We start from the raw sequence: 17,498 nt of genomic DNA on the forward strand, positions 1-17,498 counted from the left end.
GTTTTCCATCAGAAATGGGTATTAATGCTCATATACCACGTACGTCCTGGTTCGTTATAGGTGTACGCGCCAGCGCCCGCCATATAGGCGCCAGTTTGAGTATCCCTGACGGTTTGCGCGTTACCTTCACGCCACAGACGTTTGTCAAAGAGGTTATCCACGCCACCGGTCAGGCTGACATTTTTGGTCACGTCCCAGGTCGCGCTCAGGCCAACAATACTGTATGGGCTGACCGCTTGCTTATCTGTTCCGGTAACGGGATTACCCTGATAATCATATTTCTTCGGCTCTTGTTTGCCGTACCAGGTGAAGGTCGATTGCAGAGAAACGTCCTGACGTACCTGCCAGCTCAGGGTTGAGTTAAGCGTGTACTGTGGAATAATCGACAGGCGTTCGCCGGTCTCTTTGTTTTTGCTCTGCAGCATATACGTAACGTTATTCGTCCAGTTGACGGTGTCGCTAACCGGTACGTTTAACGTGCCTTCCAGACCTTCAACGACCGCTTTCGGCACGTTCTCCCACTGATAAACATCCGTTTTGCCGTTGTTGATACGCTGCAACGGCACCGTACCCGCTTCAATCTTATTGCGGTAATCATTGTGGAACCAGGTGATGCCGGCCAGCCAGCCATCGCGTTTAAATTCCAGACCGATCTCTTTATTGATGCTGGTTTCGGCTTTCAGATCATCGTTACCCATCATATAGCAGCCGATGCCGGTACCCGCGCCAGTCGCGTAGCAACCCTGACCTTTACTGTACAAAATATAGTTTGGGTTAGTCTGGTACAGACTCGGGGCTTTATAAGCGCGGGCGATTCCCATTTTCAGGGTAAAGTCATCCCCCAGACCTTGCGACAGGTTCAGCGATGGGCTCCAGTTATCCCCCACAATACTGTGATGATCGAAACGTAGCCCCGGCGTCAGCATGGTGCTGTCGGTCAGTTCCATGTTGTTTTCAGCAAACAGAGAGAAAATTTCCGCTTTTGAATAGGGGCTACGATTGGTACTGCTGTAACCCGGGATATTTCCCCCCATAAAGGTTTGCGAGTTGGAGAGCTCGTCTTTCATACGCTGTTGGGCCCATTCGGTACCCAGCGTCAGGTTTTGATTGACCAGCAGATCGAAAGGAAGGCTCACTTCGCTGTGTAGGGTGACGTCATTCAAATCGGCATCGGCATATTTTTGCGATGCTTTGGGATCGAAAATCCCTTCGGTGCCGCCTGCCAGGCCTTCCGGCATCCGGGAGTTACGGGTATGTTCGTATTGCACCCAGTTACTGGTGGTTACGCCATTATCCCAGCCGCCGTTCCAGGTCAGAGAGTAGTTCTGCCGATAGAGGCGGTTCGTCTCTTTTCCGTAATTATCTTTCACCAGTTGGTTCGTATTGGTGTTCTGAGTATCACCGGCATAGAGGTTGCCCTGGCGACTGTAACCGGCCTCCAGCTCCAGAGACTGAAGCGGAGCAAAATCCCAACGAACCACACCGTTGATATCTTTGTTAATGACCCCCTCGCGTCCTGCCGGTAGCGTGTCGGCGTAACTCCCGGTACGTTCAGACTGATGCCCCTGGTTAATATTACGCGCATCCGCCTGCGTTTTGTCGAGGTTGCCATACAGACGGAAGCTGAAATCCCCGCCCAGCGGGCCGTTCAGGCTAAAGTTAGTGCGTTTGGTCGCGCCTTCGTCTTTATGTTCCGGCGCGTTGAAATAGGTATTCCAGGAACCGTGCCACTCGCTACCGCCTTTTTTGGTAATGATATTGACCACACCACCCGCCGCGCCGTTACCGTAGCGTGCGGCGGCAGGGCCACGCAGCACTTCAATGCGTTCGATCATCTCCGGCGGCACCCACGCGGTATCGCCGCGGGTATCGCGTTCGCCGCGCCAGCCCAGGCGCACCGAGTTACGGCTGGTGACGGGTTTACCGTCTATCAGGATGAGGGTGTTTTCCGGCCCCATGCCGCGAATATCGATTTGGCGGTTATTCCCGCGCTGACCGCTGGTGGAGTTGCCGGTCAGGTTCACGCCCGGCATGGTGCGGATGATTTCTGACACGTCGCGCGCGGGCGGATTTTTGCGGATTTCATCGGCGGTGATGGTGGATACGCCTGGCGCCTGTAGGTTTTGCTGGGCAGCGGTCACCACGATGGTGTCTTCATTGGTGAGCGCAGCGCTATCGGTTTTTTCTTCCGCCATCACGGGCAGAGCGGCCCCGTAAATCCCTAAATTGACCAGTAAGGTCAGGGAATGAATCTTCTTGTTCATTGTATATCCTGCTTTTCTTTAGCCACATAAGCCAAAGCGCCCGTCAAAGGCATTGGCCGGGTGGTGAAATTGTGTTCGCGCGTCCCATAGCGCGACAATACGCTATTGCAAATGCAAATAGTTATCAATAATATTATCAATATATTTCACCTTTTATATACAAAATTCATAATAAACACAGGGTTATAATGAAAGAGGCGCTGGCAACGGGAAGTGAGGCCTGGTGGAGGACGAAAACCGGGCCGGAATGGATACGGGAAAAAGACGGAAATTATCGGGTCACTTTTTGGTGGCGCGACCCGCAGGGAAACGAAACACACTCCCCGATACGGCGTGTCTGGGTCTACATCACTGGCGTAACCGATCATCATCAAAACGCGCAGCCTCAGACGATGGCGCGTATTGCCGGAACGGATGTCTGGCGCTGGAGCACGGCGCTTAGCGCTAACTGGCGCGGCAGCTACTGTTTTATTCCTACCGAGCGAGATGACGTTTTTGCCGCTTTTGCGCCGGGCGAAACGCCCGATCGGAACGCACTGCGTGAAGGCTGGCGACAGCTATTACCGCAGGCGATTGCCGACCCGCTTAATTCGCAAAGCTGGCGGGGAGGACGTGGTCATGCGGTTTCAGCGCTGGAAATGCCGGATGCGCCCCTCCAGCCGGGGTGGGATCGTCCTGAAACGCCGTACTCGCCGCCTTTGATGATGCAGTGGCATAGCGAACGTCTGGGTAACTCCCGCCGCGTATGGATATTGACGACCGGAGACGAGGCGCCGGAGGAAAGACCGTTGGCTATTCTGCTGGACGGTCAATTCTGGGCGGAAAATATGCCCGTCTGGCCCGCGCTCGCCTCGCTGACTCATCAACGCCTGCTTCCTGGTGCCGTCTACCTGCTGATTGACGCGATTGATACTCAACACCGCAGCCAGGAGTTGCCCTGCAATGCCGACTTCTGGCTGGCGGTGCAGCAGGAACTGTTGCCGCAAGTCAGAGCCGTGACGCCTTTTAGCGATGATGCCGGGCGAACGGTGGTCGCTGGACAGAGTTTTGGCGGCCTGTCGGCGCTGTATGCCGGCCTGAACTGGCCGACGCGTTTTGGCTGTGTACTAAGCCAGTCAGGATCGTTCTGGTGGCCTCATCGCATCACCCCGCCGGAGGGGGAAGTCATTACCCGGCTGAAAACCGGCGCATTATGCGCGCGCGGACTGCGTATCGTACTGGAAGCCGGCGTGCGTGAGCCGATCGTGTTTCAGGCAAATCAGGCGCTTTATGCCCAACTGAACACCTCGCAGCAGTCCATTTTCTGGCGTCAGGTTGACGGCGGACACGATGCGCTTTGCTGGCGCGGCGGGCTAACGCAAGGGCTGATGCTGCTTTGGCAGCCGCTTATCGACACGCTTTAACCGGGCACATGTCCATGACAGGAGTTGAGTATGGAATTCAGTAATCCCTTCGATAATCCGCAGGGACAGTTTTACATCCTGCAAAATGCGCAGCGTCAATTCAGCCTTTGGCCAGCGGCATGTGGGCTTCCCGCAGGCTGGGACGTGGTATGCGAACCGCAATCGCAGGACGCGTGCCAGCAGTGGCTTAATACGCGCTGGACAACACTGAATCCGGCGCATTATGCCGATAAGCAGGAGGCGAAATGACGCAGCGTTTACCGTTAGTCGCCGCTCAGCCGGGGATCTGGATGGCGGAAAAACTCTCTGATTTACCCTCAGCCTGGAGCGTGGCGCACTATGTGGAACTGAACGGCGAGCTGGATGCCGCCTTGCTGGCAAAAGCGGTAGCGGTAGGGATGCAACAGGCGGATACGCTACGGATGCGTTTTACCGAAGAGAACGGCGAGGTCTGGCAATGGAGAGATCCTGAGCACACCTTCGGCGAGCCCCCGATTGCCGATTTACGCAACCAGCCCGATCCGCATCACGCGGCGCTGGCGTTAATGCAGGCGGATTTACGGCAAAACCTGCGCGCAGATAGCGGTAAGCCGCTGGCGTTTCACCAGTTAATCCGCATTGATGATACCCGCTGGTATTGGTATCAGCGCTATCACCATTTGCTGGTGGATGGCTTTAGTTTCCCGGCGATAACCCGCCAGATTGCGGCGATTTATCGCGCATGGCAGAGCGACGCCCCTACGCCGGAGTCGCCTTTTACCCCCTTTGCGGATGTGGTCGAGGAATATCAGCGCTATCGCCAGAGCGAGGCCTGGCAGCGTGACGGCGCCTTCTGGGCGCAGCAGCGCCGCGAGCTGCCGCCGCCGGCGTCAATTTCTGCCGCGCCGTTGCCGGGGCGGTCGGCGAGCGCGGATATTCTGCGTATGAAATTGAGCGCGCCGGCGGGGGCGTTTCGCCAACTGGCGGCGCACATGCCTGAGATACCGCGAGCGGATCTTGCCCTGGCGCTGGTGACGTTGTGGCTGGGACGATTATGCGGGCGAATGGATTATGCCGCCGGATTTATCTTTATGCGGCGGATGGGCTCGGTGGCGTTAACGGCGACCGGGCCTGTCCTTAACGTGTTGCCGCTGGCGGTTAACCTTCATGCGACGGACGATCTGCCAACGCTGGCGAAGCGTCTTGCGGCGCAGTTAAAGAAGATGCGCCGCCACCAGCGTTACGACGCCGAACAGATTGTACGCGATAGCGGGCGAGCCGCAGGGGAGACGCCGCTATTTGGCCCGGTGCTCAACATAAAAGTATTTGATTATCATCTGGATCTTCCTGGCATACAGGCGCAAACCCATACCCTGGCGACGGGGCCGGTTAACGATCTTGAACTGGCGCTTTTTCCGGATGAAAACGGCGGTCTGGATATTGAATTGCTGGCGAATGCACAGCGTTACGATGATGCCACGCTCTCCCGCCATGCCTTACGGTTGATGGCGCTTATCACACAGTTTGCGGATAACCCGGCGCTGCGCTGCGGCGATGCGCAAATGCTGCTGGCGGAGGAACAAACGCAATTAATACACCTTAATAATACGGCGGTAACGATTCCCGCCGCCACGCTTAGCGATTTGGTGGCGCAGCAGGCGCAAAAAACGCCAGAGGCTTCCGCGTTGGCAGATGCGCACTATCATTTTACCTACTGTGAAATGCGCGAACAGGTTGTGGCGCTGGCATACGCTCTGCGGGAACGCGGCGTTCAGCCTGGCGATAGCGTGGCGGTGGCGTTGCCGCGGTCGGTTTTCCTGACCTTAGCGCTGCATGGTATTGTCGAGGCGGGGGCCGCCTGGCTGCCGCTGGATACCGGTTATCCTGACGATCGGCTGCGAATGATGCTGGAAGATGCGCAGCCGAAACTGTTAATTACGACTCAGGCGCAGCTGGCGCGCTTTCACGATATTCCGGGGATGGAATATTTGTGTTATAGCCAACCGCTACCGGTCAGTGACGACACTCCGCTGGGGGTGTCGTTACCGCATCATACCGCTTACATCATTTTCACCTCTGGCTCGACGGGCAGGCCGAAAGGGGTGATGGTGGGACAAACGGCGATAGTCAACCGGTTGCTGTGGATGCAGGATCACTATCCGTTGACGGTGGATGATGTAGTAGCGCAAAAAACGCCGTGCAGTTTTGACGTCTCAGTATGGGAGTTTTTCTGGCCGTTTATCGCCGGGGCGAAACTGGTGATGGCTGAACCGGAAGCGCACCGCGACCCGCTCGCGATGCAGCGGTTCTTTGCGCAATACGGCATCACGACCACCCATTTTGTGCCGTCGATGCTGGCGGCCTTTATTGCCTCGCTCACGCCAGCGTCGGCTGGGAAAAGCTGCGCTTCTTTAAAGCGGGTTTTCTGTAGCGGCGAGGCCCTGCCGACGGCGCTGTGCCGCGAATGGGAGACGTTAACCAACGCGCCGCTACACAATCTGTACGGGCCAACGGAGGCCGCGGTGGATGTGAGCTGGTATCCGGCCTGTGGCGATGAGCTGGCGGCTGTTGACGGCAACAGTATCCCGATTGGTTATCCCGTCTGGAATACCGGTTTGCGTATTCTCGATGCGCATATGCAGCCGGTGCCGCCGGGCGTGGCTGGCGATCTCTATCTTACCGGTATTCAACTGGCGCAGGGCTATCTGGGGCGTCCGGATCTTACCGCCAGCCGTTTTATCGCCGATCCTTTTGCGCCAGGCGAACGGATGTACCGTACCGGAGATGTGGCGCGCTGGCTGGATTCCGGCGCGGTGGAATACCTGGGGCGCAGCGACGATCAGCTCAAAATTCGGGGTCAACGTATTGAACTGGGCGAGATTGACCGCGTCATGCAAACGCTGCCGGATGTTGAACAGGCGGTAGCACATGCCTGCGTCTTTAATCAGGCTGCGGCGACGGGCGGGGATGCCCGGCAACTGGTCGGTTATCTGGTGTCGCACTCCGGTTTGCCGCTGGATTTATCGGCGCTGCAGGAAAAATTACGCCAAAAACTTCCCGCGCATATGGTGCCGGTTGTGCTGTTGCAACTTGCCAGCTTGCCGCTTAGCGCTAATGGCAAGCTGGATCGCAAAGCCCTGCCGCTGCCGGATCTGACGCCGCGCGTGAAAGGGCGTGCGCCGCAGTCCGCCACGGAGATTGCTGTCGCCGCGGCGTTTTCCCGCCTGCTGGGCTGTGAGATTAACGACGTTGAAAGTGATTTCTTTGCGCTGGGCGGACACTCGCTGCTGGCGATGAAACTGGCCGCGCAGCTAAGCCAGACGTTTAACCGTCAGGTGACGCCGGGGCAGGTGATGGTGGCGTCTGACGTGGCGCAGTTGAGTAAGCTGCTCGATACAGACGATGACGAACGCTCACGTAATCTGGGGTTCGGGCCGCTGTTGCCGCTGCGTGAAAGCGATGGTCCAACGTTATTTTGTTTCCATCCGGCGTCGGGGTTCGCCTGGCAATTTAGCGTATTATCACGCTATCTCAGCCCGTCGTGGTCGATTATGGGGATTCAGTCACCGCGCCCCGCTGGCCCTATGCAAACCGCAACCACCCTCGATGAGGTATGTGAACATCATCTGGCGACTTTGCTCGCCCGGCAGCCGCATGGCCCTTATTATTTATTAGGCTATTCGCTGGGCGGGACGCTGGCGCAAGGGATCGCCGCCCGGTTGCGCGCCCGCGGCGAAACGGTGGCGTTTTTGGGGTTACTGGACACCTGGCCGCCGGAAACGCAAAACTGGCGGGAAAAAGAGGCGAATGGCCTCAATCCGGACGTATTGGCGGAAATTGAACGTGAACGCGCAGCGTTTGTCGCCGCTCAGCAGGGAAATGCCTCCGAAGCCTTATTTACCGCCATTGAAGGCAATTATGCGGATGCCGTCCGTTTGCTGACGACGGCGCATAGCGTACCGTTTGATGGACATGCTACGCTCTTTGTGGCGGATAAAACGGTGCCGGAAGGCATATCGCCTGAACAGAGCTGGTCGCCGTGGATAGCGTCTTTGGCTATTTATCGCCAGCCGTGCGCGCATGTAGATATTATTTCACCCTCTGCTTTTGAAACTATCGGGCCCATCATCAGCGAGCTCATTAATAAATAACGGGCGTTGTTTCTGCCTTTAACAAATTAAATCCTGAAACCCATAATAATTAGTAATCATTATGGGTTTTTTATTGCAACTATTAATTCTTTTAACATAAGTGATACATGCTACAGGCAAGTTTAATTCCGAATATTTAGCTTTTCGGGCACTGGCGCGCAAAGAGTGTTTCGGATAATTCTGACTTGCTGTTAGAATCTCTGACAGGAATGTGTTCTTTCATTGGATAAAGTTTTCAGGTCATACGGCATGTCATCTCTTAATATAAAACAAGAAAAAAATCAGTCATTTGCAGGTTACTCACTGCCGCCCGCCAACAGTCATGAAATCGATTTGTTTAGCCTTGTAGAGGTGTTATGGCAGGCGAAACGTCGTATTCTTGCTACCGTTTTCGCCTTTGCGTGCGTGGGGTTGCTTCTGTCCTTTCTGCTGCCGCAAAAATGGACCAGCCAGGCGATTGTCACACCGGCGGAGTCGGTACAGTGGCAGGGGCTGGAGAGAACGTTGTCCACGCTGCGCGTGTTGGATATGGAGGTAAAGGTTGATCGGGCCAGCGTCTTTAATCTGTTTATTAAAAAGTTTAGCTCGCCCTCGCTGCTGGAAGAATATCTTCGTTCTTCTCCGTATGTCATGGAACAATTAAAAGGCGCGCAAATAGACGAGCAGGATCTTCACCGGGCGATTGTCGCGCTGAGCGAAAAAATGAAAGCGATGGACAGCAATGATGGCAAGAAAAATGAAACATCGTTATTCACGTCGTGGACGTTGAGTTTTACCGCGCCGACGCGGGAAGAAGCGCAAAAGGTGCTGGCTGGCTATATTCAGCACATCTCTGATATCGTCGTGAAGGAGACGCTGGAAAATATTCGTAACCAGTTGGAAATCAAAACCCGCTATGAGCAGGAAAAGCTGGCGATGGATCGGGTGCGTCTCAAAAACCAGCTTGATGCCAATATTCAACGTCTCCATTATTCGCTGGAAATCGCCAACGCCGCCGGTATTAAGAAACCGGTTTACAGCAATGGTCAGGCGGTAAAAGATGATCCGGATTTTTCTATTTCTCTCGGCGCGGATGGTATTTCCCGCAAACTGGAAATTGAAAAAGGGGTAACGGACATGGCCGAGATCGACGGTGATTTGCGTAACCGTCAATACCATGTTGAACAACTGGCGGCAATGAATGTGAGCGACGTGAAGTTTACCCCGTTTAAATATCAACTGTCGCCGTCTCTGCCAGTGAAAAAAGATGGCCCAGGTAAAGCGATCATTATTATCCTGGCGGCGTTGATTGGCGGTATGATGGCCTGCGGCGGCGTATTACTGCGTCACGCGATGGTCTCGCGTAAAATGGAAAACGCGCTGGCGATAGATGAACGGTTAGTCTGATTTACCCGAAAAGCCGGATAGCGATTATCCGGCTTTGTCATCTGTGTGAACGACTATCGCCGCCCCAGCGGTACCACCAGCGGCGTACCGGCAACCGGATCGTCGATAATCATACAGCGCAGGCCATAGATTTTTTCGATAAGCTCTGCGGTAACAATCTCTTTCGGCGCGCCCTGCGCGACAATGTTACCTTCGCGTAATGCAATCAAATGCGTGGCGTATCGGCAGGCCTGATTCAGGTCATGCAGGACGGCGGCGAGCGTATAACCTTTTTCGCGGTTGAGATCGCTTAACAATTCCAGCAAATCAATTTGATGGCTAATATCCAGCCACGTTGTCGGCTCATCCAGCAGCATGATGGACGTTTCCTGCGCCAGCACCATGGCTATCCACGCCCGCTGGCGTTGGCCGCCGGACAGAGTATCTACGCTTTGCGTCGCCAGAGAGGTGATACCTGTTGCACGCATGGCACTGGCGACGGCGTCGGCATCTTCCTTGCGCCAGCGGGTAAATAACGGCTGATGCGGATAACGCCCTCTGGCGACCAGCTCTTGTACGGTGATATCGCCCGGCGTGGTGGCGTTTTGCGCCAGCAATCCGATGCGCCGCGCCACCTCTTTACTGGCGTAACGCTGTATTTGTTCGCCATCCAGCCAGACATGGCCGTCAACAGGTGTCATCAGACGGCTTAACGTGCGTAGCAACGTTGACTTGCCGCAGCCGTTAGGGCCGATGATGGCGGTAAAATGGCCGTCCGGAATCGAAACATTAAGGTTTTTTGCGACGGTATAGCTGCCATAACCCAGCGTTAACTGGTCGCCGCGCAAACGGGCTACGGATTCGGTCATTTTTTGCGGGACTCCTGAATTAACAAGACGATAAGGTAAATACCGCCGAGGCTGACGGTGACCACGCCCACTGGAAGCTGATAAGGCATAAACAGTTGCTGCGCGCACGCATCGGCGGCCAGTAGTAACAACGCGCCGCACAGCGCCGACTGGGTTAATCCCCAGCGCGCTGTGCCGCTAAGACGGCGGGCGATGTGCGGCGCGACAAGGGCAATAAACGAGATGGGGCCAGCCAGTGCCGTAGCCGCAGCGGTGAGCGACACCGCCACCAGCATCAGCATCAGGCGTGACCGCTCCACGCTAACACCCAGAGCGCAGGCGCTGTCATCGCCCATCTCCAGCAGCCGCATACGACGCACCAGTAGCGCGGCGCCTGTCAGCATCACAATAATCAGCGGCGCCGAAGGCCAGGTTTTTGCCCATGTCAGACCGTTGAGCGACCCGGCGTTCCATAAGCCGGCGGTGAGCGCCGTTTCCAGCGATGCCTGCAACAGAAGCCAGGTATTAAAGGCGACTAACATCGCACGGATGCCGATACCGATAATAATCAGCCGGAAAGTTTCTATCCCGTTACGCCAGGCGAGCAGCCAGACAATCAATGACGTGACGATACCACCCGCCATTGCCGCCAGCGCGATCGCGGTAAGATGCTGGCCAAACAGGACCATTGCGACCAGTACGCCGCTCCAGGCGCCGGTATTAAAGCCCATCACATCAGGGCTGCCTAATGGGTTACGCATCAACGACTGAAAAATCGCGCCACTGACGCCAAGCGCAGCGCCAATCAGCAGCGCCATTAATACGCGCGGTAGTCGCCATTCGGTTACGACAAGGGTGATGTTACGCGGCGCGTCGCCCAGCAGCGCGGCAATAATCTGCCCGGTCTCAAGAGGCACGGCACCGCTTTGCAGGCTCCATAAGCCAATGGCGAAGCAGCCAGACGCCAGAAGCAGGCAACTTACGATAAGCCGACGAGAAAGAAACATCACAGGCCGCCTCCGTTCGATTTACGGCGTACCAGAAAAATAAGTACCGGCGCGCCGATAAACGCACTGACGACCGATACGCGGAGTTCGCCCGGCACCAACAGACGACCAATAATATCGGCAAAAAGCAGCAGAGCAGGGGTTGCCAGTAGCGTCACTGGCAGCGACCAGCGGTGGTCTGCGCCCACCAGCCAACGCGCCATATGCGGCATCATCAGACCAATAAAGGCGATAGGGCCGACCAGCGCCGTTGCGCTGCCGCACAAGACGGTAATCGCCAGTAAACCGATAAGTTGGGTGCGCGCCACTTTACTCCCCAGCGCCGTCGCGGTATCGCTGCCGAGGCTCAGGCTGTTCAGCGCACGGCTCAGAAATAGCGCCACGATCCCAGCGATAACCACGGGCGCAAGCGCGACTTTCAACGTTTGCAGGCTGCGAATGTCCAGCGATCCTGCCTGCCAGAAGCGAAGCTGGTCATAGACCTCTGGATTTAACAGCGCGATGCCGCTGGTCAATCCTTCCAGTACCGCGCCAAGCGCCACGCCCGCCAGTGTCAGGCGGACCGGGCTTAACTGGCCGCCGCCCTGACTACCGGTGAAGGCGACAATCAGCGATGCGATAAGCGCGCCGCTAAATGCCATGAAAAGCTGTTCCAGCGGCGTGGAGAAACCAAACAGCGCCGCGCCCAGTACAATGGCGAAGCTGGCGCCGTTGTTAACGCCCAGAATCCCCGGGTCGGCGAGCGGGTTGCGAGTGAGTGTTTGCATGAGCGCCCCGGCGAGACCCAACGCGCCGCCTGCCAGTAATCCGGCCAGCGTACGCGGCAAACGCGCATCCAGGACGATGGTGCAATCGGCACTTTGGCACACGCCGGTGAACGCCTCCAGCACGACGGCGGCGGGCAGCGGTTTCGCGCCAATGACCAGGCTTAAAACCGCGGCGAGACTCAGTAATAACAACAATCCGGGCACGGCAAACGCGCGCGTCACGGAAAACGAGCATGACATAGTAACTTCCCTGATAATGATAGTAATTATCGTTATCTATCTTATTTGGTTATGTTAGCATGTGCAGCCATTGAATGGATATTTAAAAAAACTCGCATTAAGGCGTTGTAATGAATCGACAATCCTGGCTGCTCAATCTCAGCCTGTTGAAGACGCACCCTGCATTTCGCGCAGTATTTCTGGCCCGTTTTATCTCTATTGTCTCGCTGGGGCTGCTTGGCGTGGCGGTTCCGGTACAGATCCAAATGATGACGCACTCCACCTGGCAGGTGGGGCTGTCGGTAACGTTAACCGGCGGCGCCATGTTTATTGGCTTAATGGTGGGCGGTGTGCTGGCCGATCGCTACGAACGTAAAAAGGTGATTCTGCTGGCGCGCGGTACTTGCGGTATTGGCTTTATTGGCCTGTGCGTGAACGCGCTGCTGCCGGAACCATCATTGCTGGCGATATATCTCCTTGGCCTGTGGGACGGCTTTTTCGCGTCTCTGGGCGTGACCGCGTTACTGGCGGCGACACCAGCGCTGGTCGGAAGAGAAAATCTGATGCAGGCCGGCGCGATTACCATGCTGACGGTACGTCTGGGATCGGTTATTTCCCCGATGTTGGGGGGCATATTGCTTGCCAGCGGCGGCGTAGCCTGGAACTATGGGCTGGCGGCCGCCGGGACGTTTATTACGCTATTGCCGTTACTGACGCTGCCGCGACTGCCTGTCCCTCCGCAGCCGCGGGAAAATCCATTTATCGCGTTACTGGCGGCATTTCGTTTTTTGCTCGCCAGTCCGCTTATCGGCGGTATTGCGCTGCTTGGCGCTCTGGTGACGATGGCAAGCGCGGTACGCGTCCTCTATCCGGCGCTGGCGATGAGCTGGCAGATGTCGGCGGCGCAAATCGGTTTGCTGTATGCGGCAATTCCGCTGGGGGCGGCCATTGGCGCGCTGACCAGCGGACAACTGGCGCATAGCGTTCGTCCGGGGCGCATTATGCTGGTTTCGACAGTCGGTTCTTTTCTGGCGGTGGGGCTGTTCGCCATCATGCCGGTCTGGATCGCAGGTGTTATCTGTCTGGCGCTGTTTGGCTGGCTTAGCGCCATCAGTTCGTTATTACAATATACCCTGCTGCAAACCCAGACGCCGGAAAATATGCTGGGGCGAATGAACGGCCTGTGGACCGCGCAAAACGTCACGGGAGACGCTATCGGCGCGGCGCTGTTAGGCGGTCTTGGCGCAATGATGACGCCGGTCGCTTCCGCGAGCGTGAGTGGATTCGGGCTGGTAATTATTGGTTTGCTGCTGCTGTTAGTGCTGGGCGAGCTACGTCGTTTTCGCCAGACGCCGCCGGTTAGCGATGCTGGCTGATGAAGACGCGTTTATCCGACTGACAAAACAGTCGGATAAGACTCCGATAAGGTTAAAACAGGGTGGCCAGCCGGTTAAGCAGCAACGTTGCGCTGTAATAATCCAGACGGAACGTCTCCGTACCCAGGGCATAGACGCGCTTATTTTGCACCGCTGGCAGGTGCGCCAGCAGCGGATTGGCGTAAAGGGCCGCGACATCGTTGTTGTCGCCGGCAAACAGGAAAAGAGATTCGCCGTTTAACCCGGCGGCCAGATTTTCACCGCCAAGCTGAATGATATCGTGGCGCTTACCCTGGCTTTTGCTGGTTTGCAGCCCTCGGGGCAATGTCGCCAGCGTAAAGCCTAACTGCGTCAATAGCTTGCCTTGTGCTGATTCTGGCGTCCACAGATTGGCGCTATGCGCGGCAGGGGTATACACCAGCGCGCTAACCGGTTGCGGCGGCAGGGCGATTCGCTGTTTAACCGTCGTCAGTTGTGCCTCAAATTCCGCTATTCGCGCGGCGGCCTGTTTCTCGTGGCCGGTGATCTCGCCAAGCTGCGTGAGCAAACTCTGCCAGCTTTTATCGTCATAATTGATGACGAGCGTCGGCGCGATAGCGGAGAGCTGATCGTAAAGCGCCAGCGCGGAGTCGCCGCCGGTGGCGCTAATCAAAATGAGATCCGGCATTTGCGCGGCGACCGTTTCGGCATTCGGTTCGCCGATATACAGCCGGGCGACATGGCGAGCCTTTGCTACGTCGCTCCACTGGCGCATGAACCCTTGATCGTCGGCAAAGCGGTTATTCGGCGTAGTGGCTCCGCTGGCGACGACGGGCGCATCAATCGCCAGCAGCGAGCCTGTTAACGTCACGCTGGTAGAGACGATACGCGCGGGTTTGTGGTCCAGAGTATGAACGCCGCGGCTGTCCTGGATTTGCCGGGGCCAACCGGCGTCCTGGGCTAAGGATATTCCTGAAACTGATAAACCAACCACTAAAAGCAGCCAACGATAAAAGGCGGGGAGTCTCACAATAGCGTCCTGTTATTAATAAAGTTAATGCTTCTCATTTTCATGTCAGCGACAGCGAGATGCAAGCCTTAGTGCCATTTAACTCATGACCAGAGTTGACAGAGCGACGTTTTACTCTTAGGTTAGCGCACTAAAAATAGAAATAATAATCATTATTATACACAAAATCATTCAAAAAGCATCGCGACGGCAAATGAAGAAATCCCCGCGGGCATAGACAACTGTGTGACCGGGGTTTCTGAGCGCAGCCAACAAAGAGGCAGCTTGAAAGATGAAGTGTATATAAGCCTTTATCATTGGAGGATGATATGGATATGTCACTGGCTGAGGACGCTCAGGAGACAATGGCAACGCTTGCTCCCGATCGCTTTTTCTTCATGTCGCCGTATCGCAGTTTTACCACTTCCGGGTGCTTCGCCCGTTATACCGAGCCTGCGGTTGCCGGAGATTCGCCGGATAGCCCTTTCCAGCAGAAATTGCGCCAGCAGTTTGCCGAGGCCAAATCGCAGGGCATCGCCAATCCTATCCTGGTGGGGGCGATCCCCTTTGATACCCGTCAGCCGTCGTCGCTATTTATCCCGATGGCGTGGCAGTCCTTTTCCCGCCAGCAAAAGCAGCGCACGGCGCGTTATTTTACTGACCATCAGCCGCTGACGGTGACGGCGCGAAAGGCGATTCCGGAGCAGGATGCTTTTGAAGCGATGGTCGCACGCGCGGCTATGCTGACCGCCACGCCAGACGTCGATAAAGTGGTGCTTTCCCGGCTAATAGATATCACCACTGATGTGGCGGTGGATAGCGGAGCATTGCTGGAGCGGCTGGTTGCGCAGAATCCAGTTAGTTACAACTTCCATGTGCCACTGGCGGATGGCGGCGTTCTGCTGGGCGCCAGCCCCGAATTGCTGCTACGCAAGGAGGGCGAGCGGTTTAGTTCGCTGCCGTTAGCAGGCTCGGCACGCCGACAGCCGGATGACGTTCTGGATCGCGAGGCGGGAAACCGACTGCTGGCTTCACAAAAAGATCGCCATGAACATGAGCTGGTGACGCAGGCGATGAAGCAGATCCTGCGCGATCGCAGCACGGAACTGCAATTACCTTCCTCTCCGCAGTTGATCACCACGCCGACGCTATGGCATCTCGGTACGCCGTTTGAGGGCAAGGCCAACGCCGGAGAAAACGCGCTGACGCTGGCCTGTCTGCTGCATCCAACGCCTGCGTTAAGCGGTTTCCCCCATCAGGTCGCGAAAAAGCTGATTGCTGAACTGGAACCGTTCGATCGTGAACTGTTTGGCGGCATTGTCGGCTGGTGCGATGCCGAAGGAAACGGCGAGTGGGTAGTGACGATTCGTTGTGCGAAATTGCACGGTAATCAGGTGCGCCTGTTCGCCGGCGCCGGGATTGTTCCTGCCTCCTCGCCAGTCGGCGAGTGGCGGGAAACCGGCGTCAAGCTCTCTACGATGTTGAACGTTTTTGGACTGCATTAAGGAACGATGATGCGTATACCTTTCACCCGTTGGCCGGATGAATTTGCCCGCCGTTATCGTGAAAAAGGCTACTGGCAAGACGTGCCGTTGACCGATATTCTGACCCGCCACGCTGACAGCGATAAGACGGCGGTCATTGAAGGCGAGCGCGCATTCAGCTATCGCCAGCTCAACCAGGCCGCGGATAATCTGGCCTGCAGTTTACGCCGTCAGGGCATCAAACCTGGCGAAACCGCTCTGGTGCAACTGGGGAATGTTCCGGAACTGTATATCACCTTTTTCGCCCTGTTGAAGCTTGGCGTAGCGCCCGTTCTGGCGCTGTTTAGCCATCAACGTACCGAACTTAACGCCTATGCGATGCAGATCGCGCCGACGCTGGTGATTGCCGATCGCCAACATACGCTGTTCGCCGGGGAGGACTTTCTCAACACGTTTGTGGCTGAACACCGCACTGTGCGGGTGGTGTTATTGCGTAACGACGATGGCGATCACAGCCTGGACGCGGCGATGCGGCAGGCGGCGGAAGATTTCACCGCCACGCCATCACCTGCTGACGAAGTGGCCTACTTTCAGCTTTCTGGCGGTACTACCGGCACGCCAAAGCTTATTCCCCGTACCCATAACGACTATTACTACAGCGTGCGCCGCAGCAATGAGATTTGCGGTTTCAACGAGGAGACGCGTTTTCTGTGCGCGATTCCCGCTGCGCATAACTACGCCATGAGTTCGCCGGGCGCGCTGGGCGTCTTTCTCGCCAAAGGAACGGTAGTGCTGGCGACCGATCCCAGCGCCACGCTCTGTTTCCCGCTGATCAAAAAACACCAGATTAATGCCACGGCGCTGGTGCCGCCCGCGGTCAGTCTATGGCTACAGGCTATCCAGGAGTGGGGCGGCAATGCGCCGCTGGCGTCATTAAGGTTATTGCAGGTTGGCGGCGCGCGGCTTTCTGCGACGCTGGCCGCCCGTATTCCGGCTGAAATTGGCTGTCAGTTGCAGCAGGTCTTCGGCATGGCGGAAGGGTTAGTGAACTATACCCGGCTGGACGATAGCCCGGAACGGATTATCAATACCCAGGGAAGACCCATGTGTCCGGACGACGAAGTGTGGGTGGCGGATGCCGACGGGAATCCACTGCCGCCGGGCGAGATTGGTCGTCTGATGACACGCGGCCCCTATACTTTTCGCGGCTATTTCAACAGTCCGCAACACAATGCCAGCGCCTTTGACGCCAACGGTTTTTACTGCTCCGGCGATCTGATCTCTATTGATCAAGACGGCTACATCACCGTTCACGGGCGTGAAAAAGATCAGATCAATCGGGGCGGCGAGAAGATAGCCGCCGAAGAGATAGAAAATCTGTTACTGCGCCACCCGGCGGTGATCCATGCGGCGCTGGTCAGCATGGAAGATGAACTGCTGGGGGAAAAAAGTTGCGCATATCTGGTGGTAAAAGAGCCGCTGCGAGCGGTACAGGTACGCCGTTTCCTGCGAGAGCAGGGCGTGGCGGAATTTAAATTACCGGATCGCGTGGAGTGCGTTGCGTCACTGCCGCTGACGCCGGTTGGTAAAGTCGATAAAAAACAATTACGCCAGCGGTTGGCGTCACGTTCACCGCTCTGAAGGAGA

12 protein-coding genes are annotated in these 17,498 nt (G+C 56.4%); 7 read left to right on the top strand and 5 right to left on the bottom strand.

What is annotated here, in order from left to right:
• Positions 1-8 precede the first annotated feature (8 nt).
• Positions 9-2,264 carry a TonB-dependent siderophore receptor gene (locus tag ACLD11_RS11735; RefSeq protein ID WP_411014942.1) on the bottom strand — a complete coding sequence of 752 codons (2,256 nt, stop codon included), beginning with the start codon at positions 2,262-2,264 and terminating at the stop codon, positions 9-11.
• A gap of 188 nt (positions 2,265-2,452) precedes the next feature.
• On the opposite strand from ACLD11_RS11735, the gene fes reads away from it, so the two are divergent.
• The 4 genes from fes to wzz(fepE) all read left to right on the top strand — a co-directional run bounded on the left by fes (position 2,453) and on the right by wzz(fepE) (position 9,183).
• Positions 2,453-3,667 (top strand): enterochelin esterase, encoded by a 1,215-nt coding sequence (gene fes / locus ACLD11_RS11740; RefSeq protein WP_024797995.1) that lies wholly within the window; start codon positions 2,453-2,455, stop codon positions 3,665-3,667.
• A gap of 30 nt (positions 3,668-3,697) precedes the next feature.
• A complete protein-coding gene (locus tag ACLD11_RS11745; protein ID WP_023137885.1) occupies positions 3,698-3,916 on the top strand; it encodes an MbtH family protein in 219 nt (72 codons plus the stop codon).
• A complete protein-coding gene (entF, locus tag ACLD11_RS11750) occupies positions 3,913-7,797 on the top strand; it encodes an enterobactin non-ribosomal peptide synthetase EntF (protein WP_411014943.1) in 3,885 nt (1,294 codons plus the stop codon). Before ACLD11_RS11745 ends, entF begins: the two co-directional genes overlap by 4 nt.
• A gap of 249 nt (positions 7,798-8,046) precedes the next feature.
• A complete protein-coding gene (gene wzz(fepE) / locus ACLD11_RS11755; RefSeq protein WP_183060449.1) occupies positions 8,047-9,183 on the top strand; it encodes an LPS O-antigen length regulator Wzz(fepE) in 1,137 nt (378 codons plus the stop codon).
• A 53-nt stretch (positions 9,184-9,236) separates the two neighbouring features.
• On the opposite strand, the gene fepC is transcribed toward wzz(fepE), so the two are convergent.
• Genes fepC through fepD form a run of 3 tightly spaced genes read right to left on the bottom strand, consistent with a single transcriptional unit; the run spans position 9,237 to position 12,024 of the window.
• Entirely contained in the window at positions 9,237-10,031 is a 795-nt protein-coding gene (fepC, locus tag ACLD11_RS11760; RefSeq protein WP_000140622.1) for an iron-enterobactin ABC transporter ATP-binding protein, read from the bottom strand.
• Positions 10,028-11,017, bottom strand: coding sequence for an iron-enterobactin ABC transporter permease (gene fepG, locus ACLD11_RS11765; RefSeq protein ID WP_108638703.1), 990 nt, complete (start codon positions 11,015-11,017; stop codon positions 10,028-10,030). The genes fepC and fepG overlap by 4 nt, the downstream gene beginning before the upstream one ends.
• A complete protein-coding gene (fepD, locus tag ACLD11_RS11770) occupies positions 11,017-12,024 on the bottom strand; it encodes a Fe(3+)-siderophore ABC transporter permease (protein WP_001277879.1) in 1,008 nt (335 codons plus the stop codon). The genes fepG and fepD overlap by 1 nt, the downstream gene beginning before the upstream one ends.
• A gap of 110 nt (positions 12,025-12,134) precedes the next feature.
• Here fepD and entS point away from each other — a divergent pair, with 110 nt between their 5' ends.
• Positions 12,135-13,379: an enterobactin transporter EntS gene (entS, locus tag ACLD11_RS11775; protein WP_183060453.1), complete on the top strand. Its 1,245-nt coding sequence runs from the start codon at positions 12,135-12,137 to the stop codon at positions 13,377-13,379.
• A gap of 52 nt (positions 13,380-13,431) precedes the next feature.
• On the opposite strand, the gene fepB is transcribed toward entS, so the two are convergent.
• A complete protein-coding gene (gene fepB, locus ACLD11_RS11780) occupies positions 13,432-14,388 on the bottom strand; it encodes a Fe2+-enterobactin ABC transporter substrate-binding protein (RefSeq protein ID WP_411012284.1) in 957 nt (318 codons plus the stop codon).
• A 308-nt stretch (positions 14,389-14,696) separates the two neighbouring features.
• Between fepB and entC the strand changes: the two genes are divergently transcribed.
• Positions 14,697-15,872 carry an isochorismate synthase EntC gene (entC, locus tag ACLD11_RS11785; protein WP_000367596.1) on the top strand — a complete coding sequence of 392 codons (1,176 nt, stop codon included), beginning with the start codon at positions 14,697-14,699 and terminating at the stop codon, positions 15,870-15,872.
• Positions 15,873-15,881: 9 nt separating this feature from the next.
• The gene (entE, locus tag ACLD11_RS11790) at positions 15,882-17,492 is read left to right on the top strand and encodes a (2,3-dihydroxybenzoyl)adenylate synthase EntE (protein ID WP_411014958.1); all 1,611 of its coding nucleotides are present in this window, start codon (positions 15,882-15,884) and stop codon (positions 17,490-17,492) included.
• The last annotated feature ends 6 nt before the right edge of the window (positions 17,493-17,498 follow it).

Origin of the sequence: Salmonella sp. 741265116_PST, from assembly GCF_046567715.1 — a bacterium.
In the GTDB taxonomy this organism is placed as follows: domain Bacteria; phylum Pseudomonadota; class Gammaproteobacteria; order Enterobacterales; family Enterobacteriaceae; genus Salmonella; species Salmonella enterica.